Raw genomic sequence first — 12701 nt, 5'->3', positions numbered from 1 at the left:
CCCCGCGCTTCGTTTTGCGATAAGACCGAGAGTATATGCGCGTTTTCCACTATGTGTGGCTAAACAAACAGGTCCACAGACCTATGCGAAAGGGGTCGAGCCCCGCCGGACAAGGCTTTGCGGCCGATTCAGCAAGTCTTAGAACAGATATCTTATAGATGACTTGAGCAGGCTCAATTTTGGATGAATGAGAATTGATCGCATTTTGCGATGTGCGCGGGTGGGGTTACACGCGTGCTTCCCGCGCGGCGGGTTTTTGCGCGGATTCCTGTGCGGATTCCTGCACCGATTCCTGCGCCGATTCCTGCGCCGGTTCCTGCACAGGGTCTTGACCCGGGTTCTGAGCGAATTCCTGCAGCGGCGCCGCCGCCGGCCTGCGCACCAGCGTCCACACCAGCGCCGCGCCGAGCAGATCGCCGAAACCGAGCGCGACGAAGAACGGCGTATAGCCGACGCGGCTGACGAACCAGCCCATCGTCAGCGTGAACGCGAAGTTGCCGAGCCCCGCGACCAGCGCGGCGAGTCCGGTCACGGTGCCGACCTCGCGGCGCGGGAACAGATCGGCCGACATCGAGATCACCGCGATCGACAGCGTCTGATGCGCAAAGCCGCCCAGGCACAGCAGGAACACCGCGAGCGCCGGACTGCGCACGAAACCGACGCCCGCCATCCCGATCATCAGAACCGCCGCGAGCGTGAACGCGATGCGCTTGCCGTCGACGATCGGCACGTCGAAGCGGCGCTTCAGCCACGCGGACAGCGGCCCGCCGACCATACAGCCGAGATCGGCGGCGACGAACGGCAGCCACGCGGTCAGCGCGATCGCCTTCAGATCGAAGCCGCGCGCCTGGTACAGGTACAGCGGCATCCAGTAGACCAGCGTGCCCCACAGCGGATCGGCGCAGAAGCGCGGCAGCGCGATGCCCCAGAAATTGCGCTGTTTGAGGATGTCGAGCACTTTCGGCCCCGAACGCGGCGACGCGCGCCGCCCCGGCTCCTCGCTCGCGCCGATATACGCGGCCTCCTGGCTGGAGAGCGCCGGATGCCGGTCCGGATTGCGGTAGAACACGAACCACAGCACGACCCACGCGAGCCCCAGCGCGCCGACGATCATGAACGCGACGTTCCAGCTGTAATGCAGGATCGACCACGCGATCAGCGGCGGCGCGAGAATCGCGCCGGTCGACGTGCCGAGGTTGAACACCCCCGCCGCGGTGCCGCGCTCGTGCGGCGGAAACCAGTACGCGGCCGTGCGCATTCCGCCCGGAATGAACGCGGCTTCGACGAGTCCGAGCAGCGCGCGCAGCACCAGCAGTCCAACCCAGCCCGACGCGAAACCGTGCGCGAAGCAGATCAGCGACCAGCCGAGCCCGCACAGCAGAAAGCCGAGCCGCAAGCCGACCCGGTCCATCAGATAGCCGGTCAGCGGCGCGCCGAGCGGATACATGACGAGAAACGCGGCGGTGATCCAGCCGTACTCGTGAGTGGAAATATTCAGGTGATGCAGCACCGTCGGCGCGGCGACGCTCAGCGAACTGCGCGCGAGATAGTTGGTGATCGTGCCGAGCGTCAGCAGTCCGATCATCCACCAGCGCAGTCCTTTCACCTTCATCGTCATCGATTTCCTCGTGTGTCTCTCGTGTTTCATGCGGCGCCGGCGCGGACGTGGCGCGCCTTTACGCTATTTGGGCCAGCCGATATTATTCAGAAATCGATATAAAACGTTACCCGTACCAACGCTACCAATGAAAAAGGGTGCCACCATTCGCGATGTCGCGGCCGCCGCCGGCGTGTCGGTCGCGACCGTCTCGAAGTACATGAATGGGACCCAGCGCTTCACCGCGGCCGTCGAAGCACGGCTCAAGGAAGCGATCGCGCGACTCGGTTACCGCTCCAATCCGCTCGCGCGCTCGATGATCACCGGCCGCACCCGCGCGATCGGTCTGGCGATTCTCGACATCAGCAATCCGCATTTCACCAATCTCGTCAAAGGCGCGAATCGCGTCGCGATCCAGCACGACTACACGCTGCTGCTCGTCGATACCGAAGAGAATCCGCAGCGCGAGCAGACGCTGATCGAATCGCTCGCGCAGCGCGTCGACGGGATGATCGTCAGTTCGCGGATGCCCGACGATTCCGTGCAATGGCTGCTCGATCTCGGCAAACCGGTCGTGCTGTTCGGGCGCGGCGCGCGTTTTCCGGTGGCGAGCGTCGGCACCGACAGCTGCCTCGCCGGCTATATGCTCGCGAATCATCTGGTGAAACTCGGGCATCGGCACATTGCGTATCTGGGCTTCGGCCGTTCGCGCTGGAACGACGAGCGGATTCGCGGCATTCGCAACTGTCTCGACGAGCACGGGCTGGCGCTCGACATTCACGACGCGGCGAGTCCGTCGGCGGCGGGCGGCGAGCGTGCGTGCTCGGGTCTGGTGCTGGGGCCGAAGCGGCCCGATGCGGTGATCTGCTACAACGATCTGATCGCGCTCGGCTTCATCAAGCAGGCGCGTGAGTTAGGGCTGCAATTGCCGCGCGATGTGTCGGTAGCCGGGTTCGATAACGTGCCGTATGGGGAGTACACGTCGCCGGCGCTGACCACGGTGGATTTTCAGAGCGAGAAGATGGGCGAGCTTGCGATGACCAAGCTGCTCGATCAATTGCACGGCAATGCTGAAACGGCGGCGAGCTATTCGCTGCTCGATCCGCGCCTGGTGGTGCGGGAATCGACGCTGAGGCGAGAGGTGGCGGCGGACGATGCCGCCGCGGCCGGCGATGCGCTTACGCGCCGGCATGAGAGTCGGATGCCGGCGGCGGAATAACGCCCTGCTTAACCCTTCCGCCCCAAAAACTCCACCACCATCCGGTTGAACTTCTCCGCATGCTCCCACTGCGCCCAGTGCCCGCAGCGCGTGAAGATATGCATATCCGCGTTCGGCATCCCGGCAACCAGGCGCAGGCCCACGTCCATCGGCACGAAGCGGTCGTCGCGGCCCCAGATCACCAGCGTCTGCGCGGTCACTTCGCCGAGGCGCGCGTTGAAGTCGTTGAACTGCTTCGGATTCGCGGCAAGGCTCGCGACGAAGTTCTCCAGGTGATCGCGGCGCGCCAGCATATTGTCGAGCCGCGCCTGCATCAGGTCTTCGGTCAGCGCCTTCGAATCGAACACGAACACGCTCATCATGCGCTGCAGGTTCTCGATCGTCGGATTGCGGTACAGCCCCTGCAACAGCTTGATGCCTTCGGTCGGCATCGGCACGAACTGGCTCGGGCCGCCGGTGCCGCCGCCCATCAGCACCAGCTTGCCGACGCGTTGCGGCTCGGCGAGTGCGAACGCGACCGCGCTATGGCCGCCCATCGAGTTGCCGATGATATGCACGCGGTCCAGCCCGAGCGCATCGAGCAGCGACTTCAGCGAGCGCGCGTTCAGCTCCGAGCGCGAACCCTTGCAGACGATCGGATCGCTCTTGCCCCAACCGAAGCAGTCCATCAGGATCACGCGATAGCCGGCCGCGACCAGCGGCTCGACGTTGCGGTTGAAGTTCGCCCAGCCGGTCGCGCCCGGACCCGAGCCGTGCAGCATCACGACCGTTTCCGCGCCCTGCCCGGCGTCGTTGTAGTGCAGCTGCATCTCGCGGCCATCTTCGGTAATCCGAACGAACCGGCTGGTCGCTTCTTCGGTAATCGCCACTGCCTGGGTGTTGGTGTTGCTCATGTCGAATTCCTTTCTGTCACGGGTTGAGTGAGCGGAGCGCCGTCGACGGCCACTCCGCGCAATATGTGAGGCCGCCGGCTTATTGCGCGGCCGCCGGGGAATAACGGGGCGTCGAACGGTGCACGACGAGCCAGGCCGCGAGCGCCGCGACCGCGATCAACGGAATGCTCGCGCCGAGCAGCACCGTCGCGCCCTGACCGATCGCGAGCAGTTGCCCGGCGATCAACGGTCCGAGAATCGAGCCGAGACGGCCGATCGCGACCGCCGCGCCGACGCCGGTGCCGCGCACTTCGGTCGGATACAGGCTGCTCGCGAGCGCATACAGCACCGACTGGCCGCCGACGAGGAACAGCCCCGCGAGCAGTCCGCCCCACGCCATCGACGTACCGCCGCTCGCGCTCAGCAACGCGCCGAGCGCGGCCACGATGCCGATATACATGCCCACCACCGTGCGGCGCCGGCCCATCCGGTCCATCATCCCGGCGATCACGATCGCGCCGATCCCGCCGCCGATGTTGAACATCATCTGCACGACGCCCGACTGCACGCGCGTCAAACCGCGCGTGAGCACCAGCGACGGCAGCCAGTTGATCAGGAAATACAGCACGATCAGCGTGCCGAGATAGCTGATCCACAACGCGATCGTGGTGCCGGCGCGGCCCTCCTGCCACAGCGCGCGCGATACGCTGGCCGACGCGTCGCGGCGCGATCCGCCGGACGCACGCGTCGCGCGGGCCGCGACGAATTGCGACGACTCGCGCAGAAACAGCGCGAGCAGCGGCAGCACCAGCAACGGCCCAAAGCCGCCGACGTAGAAGATATGCCGCCAGCCCGCATCGCTCGGACTGAGAATCCCGATCACCGCCGCCAGCGCCGCGCCGAACGGCATCCCGCAGTACATCGCGCCGACCGCGGTGTTGCGCTGATGCGGCGGCGCCGCTTCCGTGCACAGCGCGATCAGGTTCGGCATCGCCGCGCCGAGACCGAGGCCGGTCAGAAAGCGCGCGGCCAGCAGGCTGTTCAGATCCCACACGTGCGCGGTCGCGAGCGAGAAGATGCCGAACAGCGCGACCGACCACATCAGCACGCGCTTGCGCCCGAGCCGGTCGGCCAGACGTCCGCCGATCGCCGCGCCCGGCAACAGCCCGAATGCGCCGATGCTGAACGCCCAGCCCATCTGCGCGACCGCCAGCTGAAACTCGCGCGCCATGCGCGGCGCGGCGAGGCCGGTCGATTGCAGGTCCAGCCCTTCGAGCAGCGCGACGATCAGGCAAAGCCCGATCGTCAGCGCGCCGTGGGTGGGTGTTTGTGTCGTTTGCGTTGACTGCCGCATAAAAGTCTCCAGTGTTGTTTCAGCATCGCTCTGACGGCGATCTCGCTGCTTGAAATGAACGCGGCACGCGCGACACTTTCGGTGCCGGCGTGCCGCGTTCGGGATCATGAAGCCGAAGCTCCGTTGGCCTGCGCGCGCTTCAGATCGAGCGCGACGTCGACGATCATGTCTTCCTGGCCGCCGACCATCCGACGCTTGCCGAGCTCGACCAGGATGTCCACGGTCTTCAGCCCGTATTTCTTCGCGGCCACTTCCGAGTGCCGCAGGAAGCTCGAATACACGCCCGCATAACCGAGCGCGAGCGTTTCGCGGTCCACCCGAACCGGGCGATCCTGCAACGGCCGCACGATGTCGTCGGCGGCGTCCATCAGCGTGTACAGATCGGTGCCGTGGTTCCAGCCCATCCGTTCGGCCGCGCCGATGAACACTTCGAGCGGCGCGTTGCCGGCGCCCGCACCCATCCCCGCGAGCGATGCATCGATACGGTCGCAGCCCTCCTCCACCGCGACGATCGAATTCGCGACGCCGAGCGACAGGTTGTGGTGCGCGTGCATGCCCGTTTGCGTTTCCGGCTTCAGCACCGCCTTCACCGCGCGGAAACGGTCGCGCACGTCGTTCATCGTCAGCGCGCCGCCGGAATCGACCACGTAAATGCAGGTCGCGCCGTAGCTTTCCATCTTCTTCGCTTCGACCGCGAGGTTTTCCGGCGTGGTCATGTGGCTCATCATCAGGAAGCCGACCGTGTCCATCCCGAGTTCGCGCGCATATTCGATGTGCTGCTTCGAGATGTCCGCTTCGGTGCAATGGGTCGCGACGCGCACGATGCGCGCGCCCGCGTTGTACGCGGCCTTCAGATCGTGAATCGTGCCGATGCCGGGCAGCAGCAGCGTCGCGATCTGCGCGTGCTTGACCACGTCGGCGACCGCCTCGATCCATTCGAGGTCGCTATGCGCGCCGAAACCGTAGTTGAAGCTCGAACCTTGCAGACCGTCGCCGTGCGCGACTTCGATGCTGTCGACTTTGGCTTTGTCGAGTGCGCGCGCGATGTCCTGCACGTTCTGGATCGAGTACTGATGACGAATGGCGTGGCTGCCGTCGCGCAGCGTCACGTCGGAGATATAGAGTTTCTTGTCCATGCGAGTGTCTCCTGATGCCGTTAGGCCTGCACGAGCGCTTGCGCCATGCGCTCGGCGGTCGCGAGCGCGGCGGAAGTCATGATGTCGAGGTTGCCTGCGTATGCGGGCAGGTAGTGAGCGGCGCCTTCCACTTCGATGAACACCGAGGTTTTCAGGCCGCTGAATTTGCCGAGGCCCGGAATGTTGAGCGGCGCGCTCGCGCTGATTTCGTCGAACTGCACTTTCTGCTTCAGGCGATAGCCCGGCACGTACGCCTGCACCGCGGCGGCCATCTGTTCGATCGACGCTTCCACCTTCGCGCGGTCCGCGAGTTCGGACAGCGTGTAGACGGTGTCGCGCATCATCACCGGCGGCTCGGCCGGGTTCAGCACGATGATCGCCTTGCCCTTCGCCGCGCCGCCGACCACTTCGATCGCCTTCGAGGTCGTTTCGGTGAACTCATCGATGTTCGCGCGGGTGCCGGGGCCGGCCGACTTGCTGCTGATCGACGCGACGATTTCCGCGTAATGCACGTTCGCGACGCGCGACACCGCCGCGACCATCGGGATCGTCGCCTGGCCGCCGCAAGTGACCATGTTCACGTTCAGCGCGTCGAGCTGCGCGTCGAGATTGACGACCGGCACGCAGTACGGACCGATCGCCGCGGGCGTCAGGTCGATCAGGCGGATGCCGGGCTTCAGCGCGCGCAGGAACGCGTCGTTCTTCACATGCGCGCCGGCCGAGGTCGCGTCGAACACGAAATCGATGTCGTCGAACACCGGCAGACGCGTGAGACCTTCGACGCCTTCGTGGGTGGTCGCCACGCCGAGCCGCGCGGCGCGCGCGAGACCGTCCGAGTTCGGATCGATGCCGACCATCGCCGCGACTTCGAGATGCTTGCCGTGCCGCAGGATCTTGATCATCAGATCGGTGCCGATATTGCCCGAGCCGATGATCGCGGCCTTGAGTTTTTCGCTTGCCATTTGAGTCCTCAATCGAGTGAATGCGCTTGCCGGCGCGTGCTGCGAGTGCCTGGGTGTGCTTGCGTTAGGCGGAGAAAGTCGCGCGGACGCTGCCGAGGCCGTCGATCTGCGCGCTGAAGGTGCCGGCCTGTTTGACCGCAACCATCGGGCCGAGCGCGCCGGTCATCAGCACGTCGCCGGCCCGCAGCGGAGTGCCGAGCCGGACCATCCGGTCCGCGAGCCACGCGGCGGCGTTCAGCGGATTGCCGAGACAGGCGGCGCCGTTGCCGCGCGACAATACTTCGGTTTCCTGAGAAAGCGTCATCGCGCAGGCGGTCAGATCGAGATCGCGCAGCAGCACCGGGCGGCTGCCGAGCACGAAACGTGCGCTCGACGCGTTGTCCGCGACCGTATCGACGAAGCGGATGTTCCAGCCTTCGATACGGCTGTCCACCACTTCGATCGCCGCCACCGCATAGGCGGTCGCGCGCAGCAGATCGGCGTAGGTATGGCGCTCGTGAATCAGATCGTGTTCGAGCACCAGCGCGATTTCGGCTTCGACTTTCGGCTGGATCAGCTCGCCGAGCGGGATCGGCTGGCTGTCGCCGTACGCCATCGACGCGAACAGCGCGCCGAAGTCCGGTTGATCGACGCCGAGCTGGCGCTGCACCGCGGGCGACGTCAAACCGATCTTGCGGCCGACGATCCGCTCGCCCGCCGCGACGCGCGCGGCCACGTTGACCTGCTGGATCGCATATGCGAGCTGTTCGGCGTCAGCCGGGTTCGACACGGCGGCGAAGCCCGGGTCGTCGCGCAACGGCGCGACGGTCTGACGGCTGCGTTCGGATTCGCGCAGGCGCACGGCCAGCGCTTCGATGGTGCTCTGATTGCTCATGACGTATTCCTGATTCGGTTAGACGTTGGCGGCAACGGGGCGCGCATGCATCGCGCCGAAGCCGGCGATCCATTCGGGGATCGGGCGGTAGTAATCGAGCGACGCGCGATACGGGCCGCTCGCGTTCAATGCGCCGAACGCGGCGACCCACGTGCGGATTTCGTGCGCCGACTTGCCGGCGTCGCGAGTGATCGCTTTGTCGGTCAGGCCGTCGAGCGCGGTCAGCTCGCCCTCTTCGAGCAGCTTCAGGAATGCGCGGTCCCAGTCGGGATTGAGCGGATGCAGATGGCTGTCGCCGCTCGCGAACGCGCGCGCCGCCGCAATCGTGCGGGCCTGGCGAGCGGCGCGCGATTCGGCCGACGGATTGCGGCCGGCGATCAGACGCTCGGCGACTTCGTCGTTCGCGCCGGCCAGCTCCGGCACCGGCGGCTCGTGCGAGATGCCGCCCGAGCCGACCACCAGCACGCGTTTGTTCATCCGCGCGAGCGCGCGGCCCAGCGCATCGCCGAGCAGTCGAGCGCGGCGGCACGACGCCATCGGCGCGGCGACCGAGTTGATGAACACCGGCACGACCGGGTAGCGATCGAGGCCGCCGGTCAGCAGTTCGAGCGCTTGCGCGCAGCCGTGATCGACCTGCATCCGGTACGACACCGCGACGTCGACGTCGCTCGCGAGCACCGCTTCGGCGAGTTCGAGCGCGGTATCGGCGGGCACGCTCAAAGGGCCGGCGAGGCTCTTGAAGTCGCCGATCGCGCTCGCCGACGCGCCGATGCAGAACGGCGGCATCACGTCATAGAAGAAACCGTTGTAATGGTCGGGCGCGAACACGACGACCAGTTCGGGATCGAACTCGGCGACGCGTGCGCGCGCCGCCGCGTGAATCCGCTCCACTTCCGCGACCACTTCCGGCGCGGGATCGTAATAGCCGGACAGCGGCGTGTGCGACAGACATTCGAGCAACATCGGCATATCAGGCTCCGGCGGTTGCGGCGGTGGCGGCGCTTGCAACGCTTGCGTTGCCGGCAACGGTTGAGAAAGTGACAACGCCGTTTTCCGAAGCAGCTGCCTCGTGGTTCGCAGCGCCAGCGGCCGTGGCCGCATTCGCGCGCGCCGCCATCTCGAGGTGCAGCTTCGCCGCCAGTTCGACGACCGACTGCGAGACCTGCTGCGGCGAACACACACCCGCGACGAAACGATCCGGGCGCAACAGCACGACCGATTGCGGAATCCGCGTGAACCAGTCCTTCATGCGCGTATTGACGTCGCCGATCGCAATCACGCCGGCGGGTACGTCGTCATGGAAAACCAGTTGCGTATCCGGCTTCGCGAGCACGAACACGCCGCCGAGACGCTCCCAGATCGCGCGCGCTTCCGCGCTGAGGCCGAAGGTCGGATCGGCGCCCCAGCCGAGAATCGCGAAGCGGTTGCCGAGCACGTCGTCGAGTCGCACGACGTCGCCGCCGACCGTGCGCACGCGCGGCTGGATGAACATCCGGCCGACCGGCGAATTGCAGTGCGGATCGCGACCATAGACGAGGCGACCAAGACGCGATTCGCGCTTCTCGCTCATCAAACCGAACAGACGTCCCGGCGCCGAATGCCCCGAACGTTCGAGCACGCGCGCGAGCCAGCCATGCTTGCGCGGCGTGCGCGCGAGCAGCACGACGCCGCTCTCGTAACGCGGCATCGGCTTGAAACGCATCTCGACGAAGTAGCGCTTGACCGCCGGGAACAGATTGAAGGTGCGTACGAACGCGTCGCGGAATTTGATGCCGAAGCGGCTGGTCGGCGCGAAGATGTCGCCCGCCACTTCCGACAGATGGATCATCGAACGCGCATGCGAACGGCGCTCGGCGGTGTAGGAGTCGAGCAGCGCGTCGCCGGCGAGGCCCTTGACCACCATCGACAGCTTCCAGCCCAGATTGCTCGCGTCGCGGATCCCGCTGTTGTAGCCCTGGCCCTGCCACACCGGCATGATGTGCGCGGCGTCGCCGGCGAGCAGCACGCGGCTCACGCGGAAGCTGCTGGCGAGTCGCGCGTTGTGCGTGTAGACGCGCTTGCGGATGTAGTCGACCTTGTCCGGCTCGGCAACCACCTTGCGGATCAGCGCGGCGAGGTTCTCCGGCTTCGACAGTTCTTCCTCGGTCTCGCCCGGCATCACCATGAATTCGAAGCGGCGGATCCCGTGCGGCAACGCGGCCGACACATACGGACGACGCGGATCGCAATGCATGTACACGTGCGGCGAGCCGATCGGGTCGTTGCGCACATCGACGACGATCCATTGATTCGGTTTGGTGCGGCCTTCGAACGGCACGTCGAGCGTGCGGCGCACGAAGCTGTTGCCGCCGTCAGCGCCGACCACATACGACGCACGAATCGTGCGGCGCTCACCATTCACGTGTTCGGTTTCGATCGTGACGCCGTTGCCGTCCTGCGTGAACGAATCGACCGCGTGGCCGAACAGCACTTCGACGTGCGGAAAGCGCGCGAGTCCTTCGTACAGCACGCGATCGGCCAGCGGCTGAATGAAGGCGTTGCGGCGCGACCAGCCGAATTCGTCGGTACGCGGCTCGATCGATGCGAAGCAATGACCGTTGCTCGTGACGAAGCGCATCCAGTGATCGGGAGTGGTGTGCGGCAGCAATGCGTCGGCGAGACCGACCGCCTGGAACACGCGCAATGCTTCGTCATCCAGACCAATTGCGCGCGGATAGTCGATGATCTTTTCGAGCTTTTCGATCAGCACGACGCGCACGCCCTGCAGACCGAGGTAGTTGGCGATCATCAGACCGACCGGGCCGGCGCCGATAATCGCGACGTCGGTGGCGACGGTTGCGCTGTTGGCCTGGGGAGCGAGCGGATCGGGAGCTGCGGGCATGTTGTCTCCTAACTGGGTCGAGATAGTCAGGGAGCGCGCCGGCCGGGAACCGGCCGTGGCCGCGGCGAAAAAAGCGCCTGCGGACAACAGCTTGCGTCTCCATGAGATCTTTGATTTGTTCGCAGTCTAGGACCGGCCCCGCGCCCGCTCAACAAAATCTCCAATTTGTGCATAGAATGCACATAGCTGATTTCATTGAGGTTTTAGGTGACCAAATACACAAATGTCAGAGGATTGTCGCGCGGGCTGCAGGTATTGCAGGCGCTCAATTCGATGGACAGCGGGCGCGCGACCAGCCAGCAGATCAGCGAGCTGACCGGCCTGCACCGGACCACCGCGCGGCGTCTGCTCGAAACGCTGATGGAGGACGGCTTCGTGCGCCGCAGCGCGTCGGACGACAGCTTCCGGCTCACGCTGAAGGTGCGCGCGCTGAGCGAAGGTTTTACGGACGACGAACGAATCGCGACGATCGCGCCGCCGGTGATGGGCCGGCTGCTGCAACGGGTCGCGTGGCCGTCGGATCTGACCACGCCCGACGGCGACTCGATGATCATCCGCGAGACCACCCACCGTTTCAGTCCGCTGTCGTTCCATCGCGCGATGGTCGGGCGGCGCCTGCCGATCCTGCTGACCGCCGCGGGCCGCGCGTACTTCGCGATGTGCTCGGATACCGAACGCGAGGACATTCTCGATCTGCTGCGCGCGGGCACCGGCGGCGAGGAGCAGAAGGCGCTCGCGTCGAACGATGCGTTGATCCGCAACCTGGTGCGGCGCGTGCGCGCGGACGGCTTCGGCTCGAATCACGGCGACTGGCTCGATCAGGGGAAGATCGGCGCGGTCGCGGTGGCGATCGTGTTCGAGGAGCGCGTGCTCGCTAGTCTGAACGTGGTGTTTCTGTCGCGGGCGGTGTCGCTTGCCGAGGCGAAGCGGCGCTATGTGCCGGAGCTGCAGACCGCCGCGCGCGAGATGGTGGCGGAGCTGGAGGCCGAAGCGGCTAGCGGGAAAGGTGGGGGGAAAGCGGCGGTGGCGATGACGCGCGCGCGGCGGTCGTGAGCGGCGCCGCAGGCGGCGGTGCGGGCGGTGGCCGAGCGGCGGCGTAAGTAGCGCCGTGAGGCGATTTTCGTGTTTTATGCGAGTTGGCTAAAAGGCCGTTACGGCGCGGCCGGACGTTACGTAGCACGGCGCGGAACAAGGCCCGGACACAGTCTGCTAAACACGCGTTTTGACGATTTAGATTGCTTGCTCAGCTCGCTTATTCGGTGAATATTCTTACCAATCGTTATCTGGAAGTATTAATTACGTTTGGCGCATAACTTGCATTGCTGGCCTCCATCAATAGTCGTTCAACGAGGACATCATGCAAAAATTCGCCGGTCGCACAGCCATCGCTCTCGCGACGTCCACACTGCTCGCCCTGTACGGCTGCGGCTCGACTCTCAAGACTCCCAGCACCGGCGGAAGCGCGCTGTCGGGGATCGGGTCGTCGGGTAGTTCGGGGGCTTCGTCTTCTTCGTCGGGGTCTTCGGGATCTTCCGGTTCTTCGGGTTCTTCGGGTTCTTCGGGTTCTTCGGGTTCTTCGGGTTCTTCGTCGTCGGGTAGCTCCTCGTCGGGCACCTCTTCGTCCGGTACCTCTTCGTCCGGTACCTCTTCGTCGGGTACCTCTTCGTCGGGTACCTCTTCGTCGGGTACCTCTTCGTCGGGTACCTCTTCGTCGGGTACCTCTTCGTCGGGTACCTCTTCGTCGGGTACCTCTTCGTCGGGTACCTCTTCGTCGGGTACCTCTTCGTCGGGTACCTCTTCGTCGGG

At 65.5% G+C, this 12701-nt stretch carries 9 protein-coding genes and 2 pseudogenes; 2 read left to right on the top strand and 9 right to left on the bottom strand.

The features are described from left to right. Nucleotides 1-226 precede the first annotated feature (226 nt). Nucleotides 227-1618 (bottom strand): MFS transporter, encoded by a 1392-nt coding sequence (locus BTH42_RS06515; RefSeq protein ID WP_083654679.1) that lies wholly within the window; start codon nucleotides 1616-1618, stop codon nucleotides 227-229. A 127-nt stretch (nucleotides 1619-1745) separates the two neighbouring features. Between BTH42_RS06515 and BTH42_RS06510 the strand changes: the two are divergent. Next, a pseudogene (locus BTH42_RS06510) lies at nucleotides 1746-2726 on the top strand (LacI family DNA-binding transcriptional regulator); the annotation flags it as partial. 98 nt (nucleotides 2727-2824) lie between these two features. Here the strand turns inward: BTH42_RS06510 and BTH42_RS06505 are convergent. The 7 genes from BTH42_RS06505 to BTH42_RS06475 all read right to left on the bottom strand — a co-directional run bounded on the left by BTH42_RS06505 (nucleotide 2825) and on the right by BTH42_RS06475 (nucleotide 10895). Further along, on the bottom strand, nucleotides 2825-3709 hold the full coding sequence (locus BTH42_RS06505) for an alpha/beta fold hydrolase (protein WP_075297065.1): 885 nt from the start codon (nucleotides 3707-3709) through the stop codon (nucleotides 2825-2827). A gap of 79 nt (nucleotides 3710-3788) precedes the next feature. Then, nucleotides 3789-5042, bottom strand: a complete 1254-nt coding sequence (mhpT, locus tag BTH42_RS06500; protein ID WP_075297063.1) for a 3-(3-hydroxy-phenyl)propionate transporter MhpT — start codon at nucleotides 5040-5042, stop codon at nucleotides 3789-3791. Nucleotides 5043-5146: 104 nt separating this feature from the next. Continuing rightward, nucleotides 5147-6178, bottom strand: a complete 1032-nt coding sequence (gene dmpG / locus BTH42_RS06495; RefSeq protein WP_075297061.1) for a 4-hydroxy-2-oxovalerate aldolase — start codon at nucleotides 6176-6178, stop codon at nucleotides 5147-5149. Nucleotides 6179-6198: 20 nt separating this feature from the next. Further along, complete coding sequence (locus tag BTH42_RS06490; protein ID WP_075297059.1) at nucleotides 6199-7140, bottom strand: acetaldehyde dehydrogenase (acetylating); 942 nt, start codon at nucleotides 7138-7140, stop codon at nucleotides 6199-6201. Between the two features lie 64 nt (nucleotides 7141-7204). Then, the gene (gene mhpD / locus BTH42_RS06485) at nucleotides 7205-8014 is read right to left on the bottom strand and encodes a 2-keto-4-pentenoate hydratase (protein ID WP_075297057.1); all 810 of its coding nucleotides are present in this window, start codon (nucleotides 8012-8014) and stop codon (nucleotides 7205-7207) included. An 18-nt stretch (nucleotides 8015-8032) separates the two neighbouring features. Beyond that, complete coding sequence (locus BTH42_RS06480; protein WP_075297055.1) at nucleotides 8033-8983, bottom strand: 3-carboxyethylcatechol 2,3-dioxygenase; 951 nt, start codon at nucleotides 8981-8983, stop codon at nucleotides 8033-8035. Between the two features lies 1 nt (nucleotide 8984). After that, entirely contained in the window at nucleotides 8985-10895 is a 1911-nt protein-coding gene (locus BTH42_RS06475) for a bifunctional 3-(3-hydroxy-phenyl)propionate/3-hydroxycinnamic acid hydroxylase (RefSeq protein ID WP_075297054.1), read from the bottom strand. Between the two features lie 207 nt (nucleotides 10896-11102). Here BTH42_RS06475 and BTH42_RS06470 point away from each other — a divergent pair, with 207 nt between their 5' ends. After that, nucleotides 11103-11948, top strand: a complete 846-nt coding sequence (locus BTH42_RS06470; protein ID WP_075297052.1) for a DNA-binding transcriptional regulator — start codon at nucleotides 11103-11105, stop codon at nucleotides 11946-11948. A gap of 279 nt (nucleotides 11949-12227) precedes the next feature. Here BTH42_RS06470 and BTH42_RS06465 read toward each other — a convergent pair. Then, nucleotides 12228-12701: pseudogene (locus BTH42_RS06465) on the bottom strand (highly repetitive protein); the annotation flags it as partial.

It is taken from the genome of Burkholderia sp. SRS-W-2-2016 (assembly GCF_001931485.1).
Classification (GTDB): Bacteria; Pseudomonadota; Gammaproteobacteria; order Burkholderiales; family Burkholderiaceae; genus Paraburkholderia.
The sequence above is the reverse complement of the archived record's forward strand: the minus strand, read 5'-3'. Positions and strand labels throughout refer to the sequence as shown.